The following is a 21,997-nucleotide window of genomic DNA, read 5'->3' as shown; positions in this document are numbered from 1 at the left end:
CCGCGACTCCTATTGCGTCGGTAGTCGATTTCCGCCCATTCCACGTAGAAGATCTCCCGAGCGAATTCCCATTGTGCTGAGAAAAATTGGGATCGAGCTCAAGAATGAGCGCCGCTGCTGCGGAACCCCTACTCGTCCGGTGTACCCCTGCGCAAGCGAGGCAGGTCTGGTCATCAATCGCCGCTTGGATTCGTGGCAGCCAAGTGTAGCGCCCACGAAAATGCGTGGGGGTCCCCCGCACCGGGTGGCTGACGCTGCGAGCAGAGTCTGACCCCATAATTCGACCGCAAACGAGGCGCGGGCTCACCCCAATCCGTGGCCGCCAGCTGTCCAGGGGCTGTTGCAGCCGGTTCCTTCCGCAGCCATCTTCGCGGCGGAACCGGACAGGTGACATCGAGCCGATCCCACGCGCTGCGGATCGCGCGGCGCCGGACTGTTGACGCGTCCATAGGGTCTTTCCGCGGCGGAATGATGACCCACGGACGAGACGACATCGGGGTTGCCGGCCGCTTCCTGCTGCGTACTGAATTCGGCTGCCCACCGACGAATGCCTATGCGACAGTGCCGGATGTGCTTTGTCGGACGACCAGCTCGGGTTTGAACACGACTGCACGGTGATTCGGTTCATCAGACTCGAGATCCTCAGTCAACAGTTCGATTGCGGTCCGCCCGAGCGCCTCGGCTGGCTGTCTGATTGATGACAACGGCACCACTGCGGAGACGGCGAAGTCGATGTCGTCGTAGCCGATCAGGGAGACGTCTTCCGGAATCCGGATCGAATTCGTCATGGTAAGTGACTGCATCACGCCCAGGGCGAGGAGGTCATTGGCACAAAATACGCCATCGGGCTGCATGGCTGCGCTCCGCTCCACCAGCTCATTGCCCACGCTTCGGCCAGCCAGAACTGATTGGTCATCGGAAACCAAGACTTCAAGAGTTGCGTCCGAAAACTCGTCCACGGCCCGACGCGCACCACTGAGCCTGTCTGCCACCTGACGGATCGAGACGGGCCCACCGACAAACGCGATTCGCCTGCGTCCGCAATCCAGCAGGTGCCTTGCCGCGAGGTATCCGCCGGCGTCGTCGTCCACGGATACGGAGCTGAACCGTGAGTCGTCCGCGCGCCTGTCCACAAGGACCGTGGGGATCCCGCGGTCGCGCAACTGATCGAGACGCGCCGTGACGTCGCCTACCGGCGAAACCAGCAGACCTAGGACCCGCTGCTCCTGGAAGAGGTCAATGTAGTGCGCCTCACGGTCAGCGTCCTGCCCGCTGTCACCCAGCAGGACGGCACCGCCGTGCAAAGCGGCGGCATCTTGGGCCGCGCGCGCCACGGACGTGAAGAACGGGTTGCCGACGTCAAGCACGATCAACCCGATGGTGCGGCTGTGCCCGGCCCGCAACTGGCGGGCGGCGTCATTGCGAACAAACCCAAGATCTGCGATCGCGTGGAGCACTCGATCCCTGGTGGTGGGCGCTACCCGGTCCGGATGATTCAAGACGTTAGATACCGTGCCGACGGCCACGCGGGCGTGGCTGGCAACATCCTTGATGCTTACTGACCGCGTCATCATCCTCCAGTGCTGCCTGCTTTAGTGGGTGGCTCGTCCGGCGGGTATACCCCTACACCGCACAATGCTTGACACCCCATTGTTTTCAAGTGTACTTTGAAACGTAGCAATGAATCGTTTCAACACCCTTTCTGAAATTCCAGGACTTAGATCCCGGAATCCCCACCACTGGCTTAGGAAAGAACCAAGGTGAACGACATATCAGTGGCTCTTGGCAGGCTCAAAGAGCTGGCCATCGAGGTCCCTTCGTGGGCCTACGGAAATTCGGGAACCCGATTCAGGGTATTCGGCACACCAGGGAGCCCCCGGACCATCCAGGAGAAGCTCGCGGATGCGGCCAAGGTGCATGAACTCACAGGCCTGGCCCCAACGGTGGCCCTACACATCCCTTGGGACAAGGTGGACGATTACGCTGAGCTCAGCGACTACGCATCAGACCTCGGGGTGGGTCTGGGCACCATCAACTCCAACACATTCCAGGACTACGAGTATAAGTTCGGATCCCTCACATCGTCCGACGATTCTGTCCGCCGCCGGGCGATCGGTCACCATCTGGAGTGCATTGACATCATGCACTACACCGGATCCCGGGACCTGAAGATCTGGCTGGCGGACGGCACCAACTACCCTGGTCAGGCCGACATCCGCGGGCGGCAGGACCGTCTGGCCGAGTCCCTCCGGGAAATCTACGCAGCCCTCGGGGAGCACCACCGTCTGGTGCTGGAGTACAAGTTCTTCGAACCGGCATTCTACCACACCGATGTCCCGGACTGGGGCACCTCCTACGCCCAGACGCTGGCGCTCGGCGAAAAAGCCTTAGTCTGCTTGGACACCGGCCATCACGCTCCGGGAACCAACATCGAGTTCGTCGCGGCCCAACTCCTTCGTCTGGGCAAACTCGGATCCTTCGATTTCAACTCCCGCTTCTACGCGGACGATGACCTGATTGTCGGTGCCGCGGATCCGTTCCAGCTGTTCCGCATCATGTACGAGGTCATCCGAGGCGGCGGCTACGGCAAAGACTCCAACGTGGCCTTCATGCTGGACCAGTGCCACAATCTTGAGGAAAAAATCCCGGGCCAGATCCGCTCGGTCCTCAACGTCCAGGAAATGACCGCCCGGGTCCTGCTGATGGACACCACGGCCCTGGCCGAGGCGCAGCGCGACGAGGACGTTCTGGCGGCCAATGCCATCTTCAACGACGCCTTCTACACCGATGTCCGCCCGGTCCTGGCCACTTGGCGCGAATCCCGCGGACTGCCCGCAGATCCGATCGCCGCCTTCAAGACAAGCGGCTACCAGAAACAGATCAATCAGGACCGCGTAGGCGGACAGCAAGCCGGATGGGGCGCGTAAGCATGGGCAACATTTCCCACAACACCATCCGGACTGTTGAAGATCTGATCGCCCGATCCAACCGGCTGGGCGCAAACAAACGGAACACCAACTTCGCCGGCGGCAACACCTCGGCCAAAGGCACCGGAAAGGACCCCGCCACAGGCGAAGATGTGCAGCTGCTGTGGGTTAAGGGGTCCGGCGGCGACCTCGGCACCCTGAAAGCTGAAAACCTCGCGGTCCTCCGTTTGGACCGTTTGCAAGCGCTGAAGAACGTCTACCCCGGCGTCGAAGCCGAGGACGAAATGGTGGCAGCCTTCGACTATTGCCTGCACGGCAGGGGAGGCGCGGCGCCGTCGATCGACACGGCCATGCACGGCCTCGTCGATGCCGCTCACGTAGACCACCTGCATCCGGACTCCGGGATCGCGATCGCCGCCGCCGCGGACGGCGAAGCCCTCACCGCCAAAGTCTTCGGCAACAAAGTGGGCTGGGTCCCGTGGCGCCGGCCCGGGTACCAGCTCGGCCTGGACATCGCCGACATCAAGACTGCGAACCCGCAGGCCGTCGGCGTCATCCTCGGTGGCCACGGCATCACCGCCTGGGGCGACACCAGCGAAGAGGCAGAAGCCAACTCCCTCTGGATCATAGAACAGGCCGAAAAGTACATCGCAGACAGCGGCCGGACCGCACCATTTGGTCCGACGCTCCCCGGCTACACCGCATTGCCGGAAGCAGAACGGAAGGCGAAAGCCGCAGCCTTGGGACCAGCGATCCGACGCTTGGCCTCCACAGACCATCCGGTCATCGGCCACTACACGGATGACGCCGTCGTCCTGGACTTTCTCGAAGGCGCTGAGCACCCCCGGCTCGGCGCGCTCGGCACCTCCTGCCCGGACCACTTCCTGCGCACCAAAGTAAAACCACTCGTCCTGGACCTGCCCGGGGCCGCCTCGATCGAGGACTGCGTAGCGCGGCTGAAGGAACTCCACGCCGCCTACCGCCAGAACTACCACGCCTACTACGTCCGCCACGCCGAAGCCGGCTCCCCCGCGGTGCGCGGCGCGGACCCAGTCATTGTTCTCATCCCTGGCGTGGGCATGTTCTCCTTCGGAGCCGACAAGCAGACCGCCCGCGTGGCTAGCGAGTTCTACCTCAACGCCATCAACGTCATGCGCGGAGCTGAGGCCATCTCCACCTATGCGCCGATCGAGGATTCAGAAAAGTTCCGGATCGAATACTGGTCCCTCGAGGAAGCCAAGCTCGCGCGGATGCCGAAGCCAAAGAGCCACTCGACCCGCATCGCACTGGTAACGGGTGCGGCGTCGGGCATCGGCAAGGCCACCGCCACCCGGCTCGCGGCCGAAGGCGCCTGTGTGGTCATCGCGGACCTGAATCTGTTGAACGCCCAGGCTGTCGCCACTGAACTCGGCGGTCCGGATATCGCGATCGCTATTCAGGCTGATGTTACTGACGAAGCCCAGGTCCGAGCAGCGGTCAACGCTGCGGTGCTGGCCTTCGGCGGGCTGGACTTGGTAGTGAACAACGCTGGACTGTCCATATCCAAGCCGTTGCTGGAGACCACAGTGAAGGACTGGGACCTGCAGCACAACGTCATGGCCAAGGGCTCGTTCCTGGTCTCCAGAGAAGCTGCGAAGGTCATGATCGAGCAGGGTCTCGGCGGTGATATCGTGTATATCTCCTCCAAAAACTCCGTTTTCGCGGGTCCGAACAACATTGCCTACTCCGCCAGCAAGGCAGACCAGGCTCACCAGGTCCGGCTTCTTGCAGCAGAACTGGGCGAATACGGTATCCGCGTCAACGGCATCAACCCTGACGGCGTGGTTCGCGGCTCCGGGATCTTTGCGGGCGGCTGGGGTGCCAAACGTGCGGCCGTGTACGGCGTCGACGAGCAGGAGCTGGGCGAGTATTACGCCCAGCGCACCCTTCTCAAGCGCGAGGTTCTGCCGGAAAACGTCGCTAACGCCGCGGCGGTGCTCACGAGCAATGAACTGTCACACACCACCGGCCTCCACATCCCTGTGGACGCCGGCGTCGCCGCCGCCTTCCTCCGGTGAAATCGAAGTACGCAGCAGTCACTACCCCATCGCTGCCGGGCACGGCGCCGGCCGCCGTTTACGGGGCGGTGCCCGAAGACGGTCTGTTCGCCGCGGTCGACATCGGAGCCTCTTCCGGACGCGTAGTCCTCGGGCGAGTCACCGACGGCGCAGGGAAGAGCGGCGTGACGCTGGAGACGGTGCACCGCTTTCCGAACGGTGCCACTCAACTCGACGGCGGCCTCCGCTGGGACTTCGAGGCACTCTTCGCCGAGGTCCTCACTGGCCTCTCCGCCGCGGGAAAGATGGCCGCGGGGCGCGGGACAACCATCACGAGCATCGGGATCGACACATGGGCCGTGGATTATGGGCTCGTAAACATTGCCGGCGAGCTGCTGGGCCAGCCGTACAGTTACCGCGACGAACGCAGCCGCCCGGCAGTTGCCGTGGTCCACCGGCAGCTGGACCCCGCCTTGCTGTACGCCACAACGGGACTACAGTTTCTACAGTTCAACACGATCTACCAACTCGCCAGCGAGCGGGAACTCAGCGGCGTCCAAGCACTGCTTATCCCGGACCTGATTTCGTTTCTGTTGACCGGGCAGCGCCGCACCGAGGCCACGAATGCCTCCACCACCGGGCTCTTTGATGCCGTGACCGGAGAATGGGCCACCGAATTCCTCACGGCGCTGGGCCTGCCCTCGGATCTCTTCCCGCAGTTGATCCAGCCCGGAGAAACCACCGGAACCATTACATCGGCGACGTCCGCTCGCACCGGTTTACCATCTTCGACCAAAGTGGTTGCTGTCGGATCGCATGACACCGCCTCCGCCATCGCCGCCGTCCCCGCAGATCAGGAGGACTTTGCCTACATTTCCTCCGGCACGTGGTCACTGGTGGGACTAGAGCTGCGCCAACCCGTACTCACCGAGGCCAGCCGTGCCGCGAACTTCACCAACGAGCGCGGCGTGGACGGCACCGTCCGCTACCTTCGCAACGTGGGGGGCCTCTGGCTACTCAGCGAATGCCAGCGCACCTGGGCCTCCGAAGGCTCCGAGATGGAGCTCGGCGAACTGCTGGATGCTGCCGGGACACTTCCACGCGGGGGCCCGCACATCAACCCCGATGACCCCTGCTTCATCGCCCCGGACAGTATGCCCGACCGCATCCGTGCCGCCGTCCGGAACGCAGGTGCAGTCCTACCGGACCAGCCAGCATGCATTGTCCGCTGCATTCTGGATAGCCTCGCAGCTGGGTACACCAAGACAATCGCCGACGCCGAGCAGCTCGCAGATCGACGGGTTAATGTCGTCCATATCGTCGGCGGAGGTGCACAGAACCGGCTCCTGTGCCAACTCACGGCAGACGCCACCGGAAAAGTAGTCATCGCAGGGCCTGTCGAAGCTACCGCCATGGGTAACATTCTCATCCAGGCTCGAGCCGCCGGGCGGGCCAGCGGCAGGCTTGCCGACCTCCGCAAACTTGTCATCGCCGGAACGAAACTCACGAAATATCAGCCATCACAGATTGGTTAAGGGCTACATGCTTCCAACCCCACGTTTCCTGAGGCCAGAAGGCTTTTACAGTGGAGCTAAGGAGATTCGAACTCCTGACCTCTTCTCAGGGGACAGTCTATTTCATTGGATGCCAAGGGCAGACGTAGTCTTTTTAGTCCGCGGAATCTAGGCGTTTTTGGAGCCAAAGCAAGTCCGTGACATTTCACCGTTTTTCATCATTTACGTGGGGTAAACGTGTGGCGGACAGTGACGCCGATCGTGCCATCGCAAGAGTTCGGGTCGATACCCTCGCGTATCAGATCAACTTGGTCACGACCGCTCCACGGCTCCACGGCTCAACGGCGTCTCGTAACTAATGGTCAGTACCGACGATTCAACTGTGAGGTTTCGACACATAGTTATGAGAGTCGCCGGCTCGCGGCGTTCCGCCGTTCCTTCGCGAGACAATCATGCGACCGTCGATACGCCTCTCATCGTAAGGGTTACGAGACGGCTGGTGGCGCCAGTTGAGGGACCGTCACTGAGCGATAAATCGGGCAGGTCATACGGGGCTTCCCGATGCCAGCTTTCACCTATGCGAGAGTTCGAGGGATTGCGCCCTTCCATCGACCGGCTACCTGGCAGCGGTGCGGGGAAGTCTGCACTTCGACCGCGATTTTGTATTGGCAGCCAGCCATAACGGGGGTCTGTCGTTCCTTCGCGCGAGACTGTGATCGTGATCGAGCGGCCCTTCGGTCCACATCAATATCATCCTGGCGGAACTCCGCCCCATAAGCCGTGGGCATGGTCAACATCCTTCCACGAGCACCAGCTCACTAGTTCAAGGAGTCAACAAAACCGGGGGCAGCCCCCGCCATGCGCTGGTATGGCTAGTTTTTCCGTGGCATCATGACGGAATGATACGCCGTTTTTTGATAGTAGGTGCATCGGCCGTTGCCGTCGTTGCCGTCGTCATGGTGCTCATCGCCATAGGCAGCCAGGGTGGCATTGGCAATGCGCTCGGGCTTTGGGGATTCGTCCTAGCTGTCGTGTCAGTTTTGCTGGGAATTGGCGCCCTTTTGTCAGGCCCCCGTGATGATGAATATGATCCGGGTAAAGATGTTCAGGTGAACTACTCCGAGCAAGGGGACGTCTTTGGTTCTATGAACGGTAACCAGTACGTGAATCGAACCTTTAGTAAGAAATCTAAGCCGGGTCAAGACTGATGGGAATATTTTCACCGTTCACTGGAAAGAATCTCATTGGCACCCCTGACGGCAAGGAAAGACACCCTAGGACGCAAAATAATCTGAGTGATGGCGGCCATGTGTACGCCGTCAAAGATGGCGACCAGTACATATGGAATTTTCGAGGCGACCCTCCGTTTCGATTGCGTCCGTTTGATTCATCCTTGCCAAAATTGTCGCCGTTGATGGCCCGCAATTTTCCCAGTCGGCTCTTAGCAACACAATATGAGGTGGTCGACTTGGTGGGCCGCGAAAGTGAACTTGCCGAATTGGCAAGCTGGGCTTCGGGACCCGAACGGGTGGTAGTGCGGGTCGTTCACGCTGTAGGTGGCCAGGGCAAGACCCGGCTGGCATCGCAATTTGCGCGTACTCTGGCAGCATCGGGATGGGCCGTGGCAGAGGCTTTCCACACCACGTCATATAAGTTGGGTCATGAAAGCACTCCTGCATCAGCGAAAAAAGGCAGCGGGCTGTTGGTCGTTGTCGATTATGCAGACCGGTGGCCAACATCTGATTTGATCGCCCTGTTTGCAGCTCATGTCTATTTGCCTGGCCCGGTCCGTGTGCTGTTAATAGCGCGTGGTACTGGCGGGTGGTGGCCGACCCTCGAGGACGCACTATTTGATGTTGGAATAGGTGACGTTGATACGTTTGCTCTTCCGACGCTGGCTGCGGGACTAGCGCGTGATGGGTCGGACACTGCCGAAGCGTTCCGTTTAGCGGTCGCAGCGTTTGCCCCATACCTTGGTTTAGACAGCTCCGTACGCGTTCCCATTCCCGAGAATATAGGGACACTGGCTAACGAGCACGCACTGACCCTGCACATCGCTGCACTGTCAGCGACTGATGCGACAGCCCGGGGTTTAGTCATTCCTTCGGGTCGAAATCTATCGAAATACTTGTTGAATCGAGAACGAAGTGGATGGAACCAGCTCGAACAGGCAAACAGGATAAAAGCGACGGCGCGCCAGATCGGTCATGCTAGTTTTGTGGCAGCGCTTACTTCCGCAATGTCGTATGACGAAGGCCTCCAAGTCGTCCGGGCCACCGGCATAGCCTCCTCCTTGCCGGATGCAGACCAAGTGCTTGCTGATCATAATCTCGCGTATCCATCGAACACGGTCGGAACGGTGCTCGAGTCGATGGCTCCGGACCGTCTGGCTGAGGACTTTATTGCACTTTCACTTCTTGGAACGGAGGAACAAGGCTTCAACGACGCTTGGGCGATCGCTGCCTTGTCACAGTTGGTAACGTCAGGTGAGGCTACGCAAATAAGGGATCCCGTGGCGTTGCCTGCATACGCAAGACGCATGGTTACAACGTTGGTTGAGGCAGCATCACGCTGGCCTCATGTTTTCACTGACACGTTGGGGCCGCTCTTAAGAGAAAATCCAGTTCTACTGGTAGCCGGTGGTGGCACTACCGCGGCTCGCCTCGTAGAATTGTCCCGCTCAGATGCCACCATGCTTTCTTTGCTCGCCCAACATCTGCCTGAAGGCATAGACATAGAATTCGACCAAGCAGCTGTTCTCCTTGCTGAGTATCGTTTGAAACTGTCATCAATGGCAGACATGAAGAATGATCCTTCCAACCACATCAGTTCTCTCCTAAACATGGGGTACCGGTATACCAATATCGGCCGAAATAAGGATGCCATCGAGGTCACAGAAAAGGCTGTGCAGATTCTGACTCTCTTGGCTCAGGAGGGGACTGGCGACTCCGACGTTTACCGCCCCGCGTTGGCCATCGCTTTGAGTAATCTCGGTCCGATGTTAATGAAGTCGGGAAAGCAGACGGAGGCAGTGGCAGCATCCCAAGCGGCTGTCAATGTCTATAAGTCCCTTGCTTTACCCCACGGCGGCGATTCCGAATCACACCTTGCCAACGTAGCAATGGCCTCGAGCAACCTCGGAGCTACGTTATCAACCGTAGGTGATACCTCGGGGGCTTTGGCCGCCACGCAGAAAGCGGTCGAGATTCGCAGAATTTTGGCTGACCCGAATACTGGCAACGTCACCGCTTACGGGCCTGGTTTGGCTGCGTCGTTATCCAATCTCGGATACCAATTGCCGTGGGAGAATCGTGCGGAGGCCTTGGCGGCCACGGAGGAAGCCGTACGAGTATTTAGGCTGCTGGCCAGCCCCATTACCGGCGATCCCGCCGCATTTCGACATGAGCTGGCAGGAGCACTGAGTAACCTGGGTAACCGCTTGTCGGCCGTGAATAAGGGAAGTGATGCCCTGGAATCGTTAAATGAGTCGGTGGATATCTACAGGGATTTAGCTGACGCGGAGACGGGCAACCCGGACGTCTACTCGCCGGACCTAGCACTGTCTCTTGTTAATCTCGGCGCCACCTTGTCGGGGATGGGTAGAAACAAGGACGCTATCCCACCTACGCAGGAGGCCATGAGGATCTATGACTCCTTGACAAACACCGGCGGTCCCAACAACTACCGACGTGAAGTCGCTCGAGCTTGGAACAACCTGGGACACCAGTTATCGGAGGTGGGCAAGTTGCATGAGGCAGTGGATGCTACTCAGAAGGCCGTGAAGATCTATGGGGTATTGGCTGACGCTGAAACTGGTAACCCAGCAGCATACGGAGCCGGTCTGGAGCGATCAACAAACAACCTTAAGCATCAATTGTCGAAGCTAATTTCCTGACTCTTAGTGATTGGGTAGAGACAGCCAGCACAGCAGGGCAACGAACTACCACCAAGACTGGGCTGAAACGCATCACTCTGTAGCGACATTTGCCGGCCGCGAGTAGGCATCGGAGCCGGTTGTCGGTGAAGTTGCGAAAGCCGCGAGCGATACGGCGCGTACTGGCTCTTCTCAACCGGATCCTGTACGCGCGTACGTGATCCGGTTTAGAAGAAACTGCAGCAGGTCAGCCGTCGCACTGAGGATGTTCTACTTGGTCGGCGAACGTTCGCAGTTCTCTTGGTCAGCGCTGGGTTACTTCTCCCCTCTGGCCGTCCACCTTGAACCTGGCGCATCGAAATGCGGCTGCCGCCTTCGGCTCTTGCAAATACGACCCATCGGGAGCCTGGTAGCTTCCGACGGGACAAGCTGATCCTCGCCAAGCGATCCAGCAAGCTCATAGCCCCTATCCGGGCACCTGAACGCAACTTCACCCGCGTCTCTTCGAACGCGCCGAACTTGCCCTAGAAACGCGCTCCGACGCCCAGCGCATCCAATAAATTCGCCTGGATCAATAGGACTCTCCAGCGTCATGCCGTGCCGCCGAAACATCCCCATGAATGACCAGAAGCATCTTCGCTGTTTGTCATTCTGATTCCCTATCATCGCTGGGCGGGCCCTCCACGCAACCAGGGCGCGATGCGCCGATCGCGATCCAAGATTTCGTTCGGCGCTCCTCCGTCGCTTATTTCCTCGCGAAATCTTGGGTCGTGACCGGTTCCCCAAATTGCACTCCGGCCCCTCAAACCCAGCGGTGGCTCCTCTATCAGAATGACGCCGAGATCTGACAGGCACGACCGGTGCCCGCCAGTTGATAAAGGAGAAAGGCCATGGAAGCGTTAACCATCAAAACCCCCGCCGACGTGCTGAGTTTCATCGGACACACCCTGGGGTTTTGGCCCCGCGAAAGCCTCGTCTGCATCACTCTCGCCGATAACCACGTCGGCGCCACCCTGCCCGTTGACCTGCCGAAGCCCGGATCAGAAATCAGCTACGCACAAACCATCGCCGGATACCTGGCCCACGACGCCAAGGCCGCCAGCGTGCTCTTCGCTGTGTACACGTCTCTGCCCGCAAGGCCGGCCTCGCAAGGCCGCACGCCGCAACCATCGCAGCCTTGACAGGCGCCCTTGCCGAGCGGGGAATGACCATCCGTGACGGGCTCCTGGTAGGAGACGACGCAGTTTCACAATACGACGGCGAGCCCGGTGACGGACCGTCTCTGCCCCTAGCCGCGACCGAATACAGCCAGATCAACGCCGAATTTGTCTACCGCGGCAGCACCATCGCCTCCACAAACCGGATCGCTCTGCCGGCCCCTACCAAAGAAACCCAAGCCGCGGACGCCGTCGAAAGGCGCGTGAAATCCATTCAGCGCCTGAACGTAGGCACTGCGATGGATCAGGCCCGGATGCTTTGGACAGGAATGCTCGACGCACCCCCCCCCAACCCGCACCACAGTCGGTGAACAGCCCGCGCACAGCTTCCAGTCCCTACACCCCCGTCGTCCAGTCCCTCGCACTACCCACCCCGCTCCAGTACCGCGCCTTCGACCTCATCGGCCAGCCCATCCCCCTGAACCTGCAGTAGACAGAAGAAGCCACCCCAATAACAGCAAAATCATCGCCACGGCGGGGATCTCGCACGTCACCACAAACGTAACTTCGGATTTGGGGTGGCGTGGGTGATGCCCGACGACCGGGCGAAGGCGGCCGCTGATCTAAGCCCCGGCTGTTGTGCCAGCCCTGACCGTGACCTTCCAGAATGTCGGGATGACGCTCTGCCTGATACGCCGCTTCGGTTTCCTGTTGCGAGGGATTGTTCCCGGTCCAATGCACACCTTGAGCCCCCGCGCAACACCCGCCGCTGAAAGTCTGTTGTGTTCTTTCTAGTCCTCTGTGGACGTTCCCCTCTTGACGACTGCGCCATCCTGGATGACGTAGTCCAGCCTTGTTTCAGCAAGCACCGTCAGGTCCTTGAGCGGGTCTTCTGAGGCGATGACGAAGTCACCGTGGGCTCCCACGGCAATGGTGCCGAGTTCGCCTTCCCTCTGCAGAAGTGCGGCTGCGGTGGTCGTTGCGCTGCGGATGACGTCGATGGCGGGCATGATTTTTGCCCGGACAGTGAATTCCTTGGCCTGGTGAATTTGCATTCCACCCAGCAGATCAGACCCATAGGCAAGGTTGATGCCTGCTTCATGGGCTTTGCCCAGGGCCTCGTAGCCGCCGTCGAGGACGGCTGCTACCTTCTCCCAGTTCTCTTGGGAAAGCCCGAACGTGCGGCCTTCCCTTTCCAGTGCCCAGTAGGTCACGAGGTTCATGGTGAGAAATGCGTTGAACTCCTTGAAGAGCTCAAGGGACTCGTCGTCGAGCAGGTTGCCGTGCTCGATGCCGCGGACACCGGCACGCAGGGCGCGGTTTATCGCCCTGCCGGTGTATGCGTGCGCTGTGACATAGCGGTTCGCGGCTGTCGCTTCTTCCACGGCAGCTTCAATTTCAGAAAGGGAGTACTGGGTGGAATCAATCCGGTCTGTGGGCGAAGCCACCCCTCCCCCGGCCATGATCTTGATGTGGTGGGCGCCCTTGCGGAGTTCGTCCCTGGCCGCTTGCCGTACTGCGTCCACGCCATCAGCCAGGCGGCCGATATGCGGGCAGCAGGAACCGGCGTCGTAGGCATTCCGTCCGCGGGGGCGGGGGTCTGCGTGGCCCCCGGTCTGTGAAAGGGCTTTGCCACCGAAAAACAGCCTGGGGCCGCGGAGGAGGCCTTCTGCCTGGGCGTCGTGAATTCCGAAGTCTGCACCGGCTACGTCCCGGACGGTGGTGAAGCCGCGATCCAGCATCTCACCCATGAGCTTGGCGGTGTTGAACGCAACGTAGTTGGGGGACCATTCGCCGAGCTGGCCCAGATCTGCGGTTGCCGCTGTCACGTGGACATGGCAGTCGATAAGGCCGGGCAGGACGAATTTGTTAGTGGCGTCAATGACCGTCTCGCCGTCTGCTTTCAGGCCTGACCCGATTTGGGTGATTGAACCTCCTGACACTTTGATGTCGCCCTGCTCATAGTGCCCTTCGGCCACGTTGAGGTATGACGCGTTTTTGATAAGTAGGTCCTGGGTCATCGGTTATTCTCCTTTTGCTTCCAAAATTGTGGTGGTGTAGCGATGTGCAATGTCCAGCACCTTGTCAACGTCCCGCTCTGTGTAGGCGCCCTCGGCGGCCAGGACATTCAACACGGCGGCCGTGGTTGTTCCCCGGAGGACCGGTGCGTTGATGATCGATCCGCAACCCAGGCTGGCTATGAGCTCGGCGTCTTTGAATATCCGTTCGACATCCGCTCGGGTCGGCCCGAAAAACGGCCGCTGCTCCACCAGACATGCATCCAACCAATCCGCGGCCACATCGCGGCTGACATCCTTTCGTCCCCCTACGGGGTATTCACACGGGTGGGAGGAATGGATTCTCTCCATCTGCCGGCCCTGGTCCCGGAAGGCCAGGATCGTAAACAGCTTGAATCCGACCGCTTCTTTCACAGCCTCCTCAACTTCCTGCAGGGTGTTGACTTCACGGCCGCTCATGGATGAACTCCTTGCCCTTGATTTCTTTCATCGTGATGTCCTCGAGGGATCTGCCCTTAGTGCGCACCGCGAAGAGCAGCGTGCAGATGACCCCGACTGCGAGTACCGCGGTTGTCATGCCGAATACTCCGGCGAATCCCCATTGGGCTGCGAAGATTCCGATAAGCAGCGGTGCGGTGATGGACCCCACCCGGCCGAAGGAGGAACTCAGGCCAACGCCTGTTGCCCGCAGCCAGGTCGGGTAGACCTCCGGGGTGTAGGCGTACACGCCGGCGTAGGTGCCGTTGAGGAAGAATGACAGCGCGATCCCTGCGGCAGTGATCCAGACCGGGTCGGTCATGGAGCTGAGCCAGAACGCGCTGATCGCCGATCCGATGAGGTAGATGGCGATTGTGTACTTGCGGTCCAGCTTTTCGTTGACCCAGGCAGCACTGAAATACCCCGGAATCTGTGCAAGGTAGATGTACAGCGAGAAGGTGAAGCTCGTGGTGACTGTCAGGCCCTTACTGATCAGCAGTGTCGGAATCCAGGAGAAAAACCCGTAGTAGGCAAAGGTGATGACAAACCAGATCAGCCAGGTCACGGAAGTGATCCGCCACATTTGTGGACCCCAAAGGAACTTAAAGGCTTTCCCGAAGGAGTACTTTTCGGGCGCCGGCTCCTCTGCATGGTTCGGATCGGTCGCCGGCAACTCCTTGCCGGTGGACACCATGACCTTGTTTTCGAAGTCGAGAACTACCTTCTCGGCCTCGGCGAGTTTTCCTGCGTTCATCAGGAAGCGGGGAGACTCGGGCAGGGAACGCCGCCACCAAAGCAGCATGACAATTGGAAGGAAGGTAATCACCTGCGCCCAACGCCACCCCTCAGGAAACACCGGGACGACGAAGCGCCCGATAAGGGCGGCGGCAACAAAACCGAAGGAAAAGAATCCGGCCAACGCCCCGATGAACCAGCCACGCCGATGGCTCGGCACGAACTCTGACAGGAACGGGGCAATGATGGCGCTTTCTGCTCCGGCCCCCAGCCCGGCCAGTACCCGGGCGATGAGGAAGATCTCGAAGTTCCAGGAGAGCGCTGCAACCAACGATGCCGTCGCATACAGCGCCAAGGCATACATCATGACCTTTTTCCGGCCCAAGGTATCGCCGAGATATCCGGCGAGCAAGGCACCAAAAAGGAAACCGAAAGGGGACGCCGAGGCCACGAGCCCGAGCTGGCCGGACGATAGGGAAAAGACCTCTCGTACATCTGGCAGGAGGAACGCCACGATGGCGCTGTCCATTCCATCGAAGGTGTAGCCGAGCCCTCCAATCAGCAATAAAGCATAGTGCGGCTTGCTCAGTGGCAGCCGGTCAAGCCGGGCGGAAAGGGACACCTTTATCTCCTCAGGGGCTAATGTAAGTGCAGATAATGTGCCATGCTAGGTGCAATAAACCGTGCAATCAATAGGTACCTGCAAGTAACTTTGCAGTTAGGAGCCGATGTGCCACGTCATCCTGTCTCTGTCGCCGCTGGAGGGGAGGCGGATTCCGTCGACGACTGGCTACGTTCCCTCCTCCCCGGCAGAGAGTTAGGTGGCAGCACTCAACAGGTATTCAGTCTCATGACAAGCCAACCGGCTAAGGCGAGTTTCGCACCTGCCGCCGAACTGGCGGAGCTGGCCGGGACGAGCGTCTCCAGCGTCACGAGGCTCGCCCAGCGCCTGGGCTACGCGGGATGGCCCGACCTGCAACGAGACCTTCGGGCACGCTACCTTGCGCATCTGTCCATGCTGGAAGTATCTGAGACACACACCACCGGGGCATCACCATTTCGTGCCTCTTTACGGCAAGACGCTGATTCCCTCGCAACGGCGCTTCGGAATCTCGACGAACAACGCATCACCAGGGTCGCGGAAATCCTCGCTTCATCAGAGAATATCTACGTCACCGCCCAGGGAAGTTTCGCCGCCGTCGGCCATGCCCTCGTCCATAACGTCCATATCGCCGGCTATCCCGCCAGGCAGCTCTTGGACAGTCCCGCGATGATCGCCAACCATGTCGCAAGAATGACGGCGGCCGATACCCTGGTCGTCTGTTCCTACTGGAGACTTTACGATGTTGCTGTCATTGCTGCGGCGGAGGCAAAGGCCCGCGGCGCCAAAGTGATTGTCCTCGCAGACAACATATCGCCTGCACTTGAAAAATCTGCTGACGAGATCGTACTGACGCCAGCGGAAGGGACGTCGTTTTTCCCGTCCCTGACTGCCGCGATGGCTGCCCAGCAGGGGATCGTGGCCACGCTGGCCAGAGTAGATCCCGCCCGGACCCGGGAAAGTCTCACGGCCGTGGAGGAAGGCTGGCAAATCTTCAAGCTCCTCCACCGCTCCGTTCCGCGCATCCAGCCAACGACTTAAGGCTCCGGAACCGGTCACCGTGGGCCCAATTCCACAAGGCCCATGACCCTCGATACGATGCGCTGCCCGAATTTGAGGCTGAAAAATTCGAGGAGCGTCACATCATCTCGGCAAAGTCACGGATGCTTGAAGAGCAAACGAAGCTGAAGGCTTTGCCTGCCGCATTGGCCAACGCTTTCTCCGGATTCAGCCTCAACTTCAGCCAGCCCCCGGTGGTCCGCGCTGCTGCCGTAGAGCCGGCCGATCTCGTCGTCCGGTCCGTGGAGCAGCACATGCCCAAGCTCGTGGGCGAGGACCGCTGTGCGCTCTTCCGGACCCAGCCAGGCGCCGACCTGGGCCCGGTGTCCGGCGAAGTCCGTGAAGCCGCTTGTGAGCCCGTATTGGGCGTCCGTCACATCGACGTCGAACCCGTGCTTGCCGGCGACGGCCGCAAGGGATCGCCGCAGCTCACCTGCATCCACGCCAGCGGCGGCGCCGCCGCGGGGCACCAACAGCGGTGTCCCCTGCGTCTGCGAGACGTCAAAAACTGCCTGGCCTCGCCAACCGGTGATGACGGTTTTCTTTCCATCGTCGACGGCGCCATGCGGCAACCGCTCGCCCGCCGCCGGCCACCAGGGGGGTTCTTCGGTGCCGCGCTGGGCCATCTGCATCATGAGCAGGGCAACGTTGCCGCCCGAGTATCGCCACAATGTTGCCGAGGCGTCCAGCAGCACCTGCCAGTGCGACGGAGATTCAACGGCCTGTTCCAGGATCTTGTGGAGACCATCCGTCAAGGCAGCGATGCGTTCTTCCGGTGTCATGCGCTCATTGCCGCGGTCGCTAGCGCTGAACGCGGCATCCGCCGCCACTTCGATGGATACGTCTTCACCTTCAGGGGCCACGACAGCCGCCCTCCAAGCTTCTCGGGTTCCCGCCGGGACTACCCTGCGGATACCCATTCATGTCTTGAGAGACGCAGACTGCATGACTTCATAACTCGTCACCGAGCTGGTGGGAAGCGACCTGCCACTCAACGAAGCTCGGCGCGTCCAGCCGCAGGATTCTCAGCGCGGGGTCCTTGTGCGCTTGTAGGCCGACACAGCCGGCAGTCCGGGTATGGGTCCGCAGGCGCTCGACGGCGTGTGGCAGCCGCTCGTGGAAGGCGAGCGGCCCGAAACCGGGGTCGTCGCTGGCGTGGGAGGCCAGTTCCGCCCGGTGCAGGGCGTATAGCTCGGCAACGATCTCGGTGTGGCTCCACCAGCAATCCGGAACCACCGACGTCGTCCGCGACTTCTGCTCCTTGGGTCCCGGCCAGGGGCCTTCGTCTATTGCCTGTCGTTCTCTGCGCGAGTTTGGACGGATGTACCGCCAGGCGGCCAGGGTCGCAATCTTGAATACGGGCGTTCACTACCTGTTTCTGCCCCGGACGCTTCCGTCTTGTACCGTCTGGACAGGCCGGCGGCCGGCATTGAGGCCGTATCAGTGATTAAGAGAGGTCGCGATGACGACGAGTATCCACCAGCCCAAACTCAGCAGGCGGGCGGCGTTGGCTGCTGCCGGAGTGCTTGGGGCATTGGGAATCACGGCGTCTGCGGGAGCCGCGAGCGTGGCAGCACCAGGCGCGAAGGCACCAAAACCGACGCTTGCCTTTCGCCCAGACGGCGCATTCAAAATTGTTCAGTTCAACGACACCCAGGACGATGAGCAGACGGACCGTCGCACAATCGAACTCATGGACCGGACCCTTGATACGGAAAAGCCGGACTTTGTTGTCATCAACGGAGATGTCATCAATGGAGGATGCGACTCCGAGCTGGAGGTCAAACAAGCGCTCAACCACGTGGTCCAGCCCATGGAACGCCGGCAGATCCCCTGGGCCGTAACGTTCGGCAATCACGACGAAGATTCGGTGCAGCGAACGGGGATGACCGAAGCCAAAATGCTTCAATTCCTGCAGACCTACGAGTTCAACGTTAACGCCGACTCCACCCCGGGACTCACCGGTACCTCCAACTCGCAACTGCTCGTTCAATCCTCCCGGTCAAAAGCGCCGGCCTTTGGCCTCTGGCTCATCGACACCGGCCGCTATGCCCCCGACAGCATCGACGATCAGACCTTCGAGGGCTACCCGGACTGGGACTGGGTGCGCATGGACCAGGTCACGTGGTACCGGAATCAATCAATCGCAGCAGAGAAAAAGTACGGAAAGAAGATCCCTTCACTCATGTGGGGCCATATCGCGCTTCATGAGCACCGCAACATGTGGTTCGCCAGCCTCGACTCGCGAACAGATGCCGATCACGCGCGGGCCGTCACCAGGCACACCATAGTCGGCGAACGGAACGAGGACGAATGCCCCGGCCCCATCAACTCCGGCCTGTTCAACGCCTTCCTGGAACGAGGGGATGTGGCCGGATACTTCGTGGGGCACGATCACGTCAACACGTATGTAGGCAACTACTACGGTGTTCAGCTCGGCTACGCACCCGGAACCGGATTCGGTGCCTACGGACTGCCCGGCCCGGAACGGAACCGTCTCCGCGGTGCGCGCGTCTTCGAGTTGGATGAGAACCATCCCACAATCTACAAGGACACAAGGCTCGTCTTCGCCAAAGATCTCGGCATAGACCTCACCGCCAATGACCAGCCCATGGTTCCCCTCCCGCTGAATCCGTCTCAGGGCTAACAAAGGCTCGGCTAGGGGCCGGGAATACCAACAGGGCTGCGAACGAATCGTCTGATAGCACCCGGACGGCCCGCTTACCTTCTCTGACTCAACCCATAGTAGGGCCAAGCCGGTTAGATGGGCTGGGCCCGCCACTCGTCGCTGGCGTCGGCGGACTGTCCGGCCGGCATGCTCCATGGTGTCCCGCCAGGACTACCCTGTGGACAAGAATTCAAGTCCTGCCAGGCGCGGACCCCAGGACTTCAGAATTCGTCACCGGCCTGGTGGGAAGCCGTCTGCCACTCAGCGAAGCCCGGCGCGTCCAGCCGCAGGATCCTCAAGGCGGGCTCCTTGTGCGATTGAAGGCCCACGCAGCCGGCCGTCCGGGTATGGGTCCGCAGACGCTCTACTGCATGGGGCAGCCGCTCGTGAAAGGCGAGCGGCCCGAAACCGGAATCGTCGCTGGCATAGGAGGCCAGTTCCGTCCGGTGCAGCGCGTAGAGCTCGGCAACGATCTCGGGGTGACGCCACCAGCAATCCGGAACCACCGACGTCGTCAGCTGGTACGTGGAAACAAGCCATCTGACCCACACCGCCAGGTCGCCCCATACGGTACCGGCCTGCGCGGCCGTCAGTTCCCGCCAACGGTACGTCACGCCGGTCGCCCTCCCGGGCGGACGGAATGCGGATCGGAAGAGCTCGGCCGTCAGGTCGTCGTCGTCTCCTCCTGCTGAGGGGATCTCAAAGCGTTCGGTGTCATCCTGGCTCGCCATCGCTCACCTCTTCCGCTGCTTGCTGCCGCACGCGGTGCCCGTCGGCCAGGGCTTGTTCAAGCTCCAGCTTCGACCGGCCAAGTTCGGCGGCGTCCTTGCGTTTGTGCCATTCGCGAAGATCCAACAGGATGGGGCGGGTTCGACGCCCCAGCATAAGGGCCGTGCCGGTCGGCAGGCGCCGGATCTCATCGAGCGGCAAGACCGGGCTCTCCCTGATCTGTTCAACGTCCTGGCGGCCCTGCGCTGACCAGGAACGGGTGTTCAGCGTCAGGCTCCGCTCCCCCAGCAACCCGGCGAGCGAACGAAGATCACGCTCGTCAGAGCCGCCGCCGAAGATCACCTTGATGACGGCCGAGTCCCAGATGGTTGCGGCCTCATCGATCGACCAGCCCGTCCGCGCCTGGGACAGCGACTGCAGGACCACAAGAGTGGAAATACCGATGCCGCCGCCGTCAGAGAGGGCAATGGGCAGGCCCGGCCAAGGTGCCAGGTTCGCAATCTCGTCCAGGATCAAGGACAGCGGCGGATCCAGCCTGCCTCCGGGGGCGATAAAGGCCATCTCGCGGGCGGCATTGTCGATGTCATCGATCAGGGCCGAAAGGTACGGACCTGCTGCGGCGGCTCCGGCGCGGGTGCCGATCAGATACAGGGTGCCGCAGTCACGGATGAATGTCTTTGGATCGAATTCCTCGGATTCGTCCAATGGGTCCAGCGCGGCGAGTACTTTCGGCGATGACAGCGGCGCAACAGCAGCCGAGACGCCGATCCAGGAGTTTGACGTGTTCCTGAGGTCATCCTCGAGTATCCCCATCAGATCGGCATGCCATCCCAGCGCTGCTTCGGGCCGGCTAAGTACCTCCAGCGCCTCACGCGCCAGGACAGGGCTCGAGGACCAGCGGCGAAACGCGCGGACGCCCTCCCCGGACAATGCCGCAGCGTGGAGGAGGCACTGCAGGATGATCAGCGAGCGCTTTTGCCAGGCCGCGTTTTCGCCCTTCATCTCGGTGTCTGCGGTGATGACGAGGGCGCGGCGGGTGGCTGTGTCAGGATCCTGGCAGCCGCGGACTGGAGACCATCGAAGCGTTGAAGGCAGCCCGGACATGCCCTGTGGATCGAACACTGTTACCGGCCTGCTGCCGGTGGCGCGGGCCTTCATCGTGACCACCAGGTTGTCGGACCGGGTGGACGTGGTGACCAAAGCGCCCGGCGCGTCGAGGATCGCGTTGATGACAACGTACAGCCCCTTACCTGAGCGCGGTGCGCCTTGGATGACCGAGGATTCCTCGGTGGAGACGTGGATCGTGACGCCGCGGGAACGTCCCAAAGTCCACGCCACGTCCCCTCGCGGTTCAGAATGTCCTGGCGCAGCCACGCACCTGGTTGCTTCCACCTCCGCCAGACCAGGACAGACCCGACGGCGAGCGTGGCCGTCAGGAGTAGCGCCGGGCCGACCCGCTGCGTGAAGTCGCCGCGATTCCAACCAGCCACAAGGAAGTCCGAGCCCTGACCGTGGCGGAGGTCGGCGCCCTGCGTGCCGGGCTCCGCCAGTGGGAGGCCAGCAAGAAGCAGGCCGGCCGCTATCCCACCGTGGACATGCTCGACGTCGTCGACATCATGCTCGCCACCGGGGCGAGGATCGGTGAAGCCCTTGCGATCCGTTGGAAAGACATCGATCTGAAGGCTGCCCGCCCCACGGTCACGGTGAACGGGACCATCGTCTACATGCCGGGTCAGGGCCTGACTATCCAGGACCACCCTAAGAGCGCCCATTCCCGCCAGAGGTACTTCTTGCCCGCCTTCGCCGTGGAGATGCTTCTGAGGCGGCAAATTGGGCAGCTGGAGGCCAACCCGTGGGACGTCGTGTTCCCCTCTGCCGTCGGTTCTCTTCGGGACCCCAACAACTTCCGCAAGCAGTGGCGCTCAGCGCGTGACGAGCTCGGCTTCGAGTGGGTCACCCCGCACACCTTCCGAAAGACGGTAGGAACCCTGCTGGAGGCCTCCTCAGGCATGGCCGTGGCATCCGCCCAGCTGGGCCACTCCAGCGAGAACGTGACGCGGAAGCACTACGTCCAGAAGACCCACGAGGCGCCGGACAACACGACGCTGCTGGAGGCGTTCGGCCAGCGCATGGAATGAATCCGGTGGGTATCCGGTGGATGCCTACCTTAGAACTTCAAAGGAGAAGAGCCCCTGATCCGCG

The 21,997-nt window shown here is 61.1% G+C and carries 19 protein-coding genes; 11 read left to right on the top strand and 8 right to left on the bottom strand.

Translation table 11 applies throughout. The annotated features are described in order from the left end of the window. Positions 1-551: 551 nt before the first annotated feature. Entirely contained in the window at positions 552-1,571 is a 1,020-nt protein-coding gene (locus AC50X6_RS11635; protein WP_494966366.1) for a LacI family DNA-binding transcriptional regulator, read from the bottom strand. A gap of 189 nt (positions 1,572-1,760) precedes the next feature. Between AC50X6_RS11635 and rhaI the strand changes: the two genes are divergently transcribed. From rhaI to AC50X6_RS11595, 8 genes are all read left to right on the top strand, one after another. Continuing rightward, positions 1,761-2,927: an L-rhamnose isomerase gene (gene rhaI, locus AC50X6_RS11630; RefSeq protein WP_494966365.1), complete on the top strand. Its 1,167-nt coding sequence runs from the start codon at positions 1,761-1,763 to the stop codon at positions 2,925-2,927. A gap of 2 nt (positions 2,928-2,929) precedes the next feature. After that, a complete protein-coding gene (locus AC50X6_RS11625; RefSeq protein ID WP_494966364.1) occupies positions 2,930-4,984 on the top strand; it encodes a bifunctional aldolase/short-chain dehydrogenase in 2,055 nt (684 codons plus the stop codon). After that, complete coding sequence (locus AC50X6_RS11620) at positions 4,981-6,498, top strand: rhamnulokinase (protein WP_494966363.1); 1,518 nt, start codon at positions 4,981-4,983, stop codon at positions 6,496-6,498. The genes AC50X6_RS11625 and AC50X6_RS11620 overlap by 4 nt, the downstream gene beginning before the upstream one ends. 878 nt (positions 6,499-7,376) lie before the next feature. Then, positions 7,377-7,685, top strand: a complete 309-nt coding sequence (locus tag AC50X6_RS11615) for a hypothetical protein (RefSeq protein ID WP_494966362.1) — start codon at positions 7,377-7,379, stop codon at positions 7,683-7,685. Positions 7,686-7,786: 101 nt separating this feature from the next. Next, positions 7,787-10,372 (top strand): tetratricopeptide repeat protein, encoded by a 2,586-nt coding sequence (locus tag AC50X6_RS11610; protein ID WP_494966361.1) that lies wholly within the window; start codon positions 7,787-7,789, stop codon positions 10,370-10,372. An 869-nt stretch (positions 10,373-11,241) separates the two neighbouring features. Continuing rightward, positions 11,242-11,532 carry a DUF4192 family protein gene (locus AC50X6_RS11605; RefSeq protein ID WP_494966360.1) on the top strand — a complete coding sequence of 97 codons (291 nt, stop codon included), beginning with the start codon at positions 11,242-11,244 and terminating at the stop codon, positions 11,530-11,532. After that, positions 11,529-11,879, top strand: coding sequence for a hypothetical protein (locus AC50X6_RS11600; protein WP_494966359.1), 351 nt, complete (start codon positions 11,529-11,531; stop codon positions 11,877-11,879). The genes AC50X6_RS11605 and AC50X6_RS11600 overlap by 4 nt, the downstream gene beginning before the upstream one ends. After that, on the top strand, positions 11,876-12,001 hold the full coding sequence (locus AC50X6_RS11595; protein ID WP_494966358.1) for a hypothetical protein: 126 nt from the start codon (positions 11,876-11,878) through the stop codon (positions 11,999-12,001). Before AC50X6_RS11600 ends, AC50X6_RS11595 begins: the two co-directional genes overlap by 4 nt. Before the next feature lie 298 nt (positions 12,002-12,299). On the opposite strand, the gene AC50X6_RS11590 is transcribed toward AC50X6_RS11595, so the two are convergent. The 3 genes from AC50X6_RS11590 to AC50X6_RS11580 are packed head-to-tail and all read right to left on the bottom strand — an operon-like array spanning position 12,300 to position 15,360. Next, positions 12,300-13,529: a metal-dependent hydrolase family protein gene (locus AC50X6_RS11590; RefSeq protein WP_494966357.1), complete on the bottom strand. Its 1,230-nt coding sequence runs from the start codon at positions 13,527-13,529 to the stop codon at positions 12,300-12,302. A gap of 3 nt (positions 13,530-13,532) precedes the next feature. Next, the gene (locus AC50X6_RS11585; protein ID WP_494966356.1) at positions 13,533-13,985 is read right to left on the bottom strand and encodes a hypothetical protein; all 453 of its coding nucleotides are present in this window, start codon (positions 13,983-13,985) and stop codon (positions 13,533-13,535) included. After that, a complete protein-coding gene (locus tag AC50X6_RS11580; protein ID WP_494966355.1) occupies positions 13,972-15,360 on the bottom strand; it encodes an MFS transporter in 1,389 nt (462 codons plus the stop codon). The genes AC50X6_RS11585 and AC50X6_RS11580 overlap by 14 nt, the downstream gene beginning before the upstream one ends. A gap of 42 nt (positions 15,361-15,402) precedes the next feature. On the opposite strand from AC50X6_RS11580, the gene AC50X6_RS11575 reads away from it, so the two are divergent. Then, entirely contained in the window at positions 15,403-16,380 is a 978-nt protein-coding gene (locus tag AC50X6_RS11575) for a MurR/RpiR family transcriptional regulator (protein WP_494966354.1), read from the top strand. Between the two features lie 116 nt (positions 16,381-16,496). Here the strand turns inward: AC50X6_RS11575 and AC50X6_RS11570 are convergent, their stop codons facing one another. Both AC50X6_RS11570 and AC50X6_RS11565 read right to left on the bottom strand, forming a co-directional pair. After that, entirely contained in the window at positions 16,497-17,261 is a 765-nt protein-coding gene (locus AC50X6_RS11570) for a M78 family metallopeptidase domain-containing protein (protein ID WP_494966353.1), read from the bottom strand. A gap of 88 nt (positions 17,262-17,349) precedes the next feature. Beyond that, positions 17,350-17,634, bottom strand: a complete 285-nt coding sequence (locus tag AC50X6_RS11565; protein ID WP_494966352.1) for a hypothetical protein — start codon at positions 17,632-17,634, stop codon at positions 17,350-17,352. A gap of 226 nt (positions 17,635-17,860) precedes the next feature. Between AC50X6_RS11565 and AC50X6_RS11560 the strand changes: the two genes are divergently transcribed. Further along, positions 17,861-19,045, top strand: a complete 1,185-nt coding sequence (locus tag AC50X6_RS11560) for a metallophosphoesterase family protein (protein WP_494966351.1) — start codon at positions 17,861-17,863, stop codon at positions 19,043-19,045. 242 nt (positions 19,046-19,287) lie between these two features. On the opposite strand, the gene AC50X6_RS11555 is transcribed toward AC50X6_RS11560, so the two are convergent. Together AC50X6_RS11555 and AC50X6_RS11550 are read right to left on the bottom strand one after the other, a co-directional pair. Next, positions 19,288-19,797, bottom strand: coding sequence for a hypothetical protein (locus tag AC50X6_RS11555; protein ID WP_494966350.1), 510 nt, complete (start codon positions 19,795-19,797; stop codon positions 19,288-19,290). After that, positions 19,781-21,133, bottom strand: coding sequence for a type IV secretory system conjugative DNA transfer family protein (locus AC50X6_RS11550; protein WP_494966349.1), 1,353 nt, complete (start codon positions 21,131-21,133; stop codon positions 19,781-19,783). The genes AC50X6_RS11555 and AC50X6_RS11550 overlap by 17 nt, the downstream gene beginning before the upstream one ends. 173 nt (positions 21,134-21,306) lie before the next feature. On the opposite strand from AC50X6_RS11550, the gene AC50X6_RS11545 reads away from it, so the two are divergent. Continuing rightward, entirely contained in the window at positions 21,307-21,933 is a 627-nt protein-coding gene (locus AC50X6_RS11545; protein ID WP_494966348.1) for a site-specific integrase, read from the top strand. Positions 21,934-21,997 lie beyond the last annotated feature (64 nt).

Source organism: Pseudarthrobacter sp. HLT1-7 (assembly GCF_059383435.1).
This window is presented reverse-complemented; position numbering and strand designations above follow the sequence as displayed.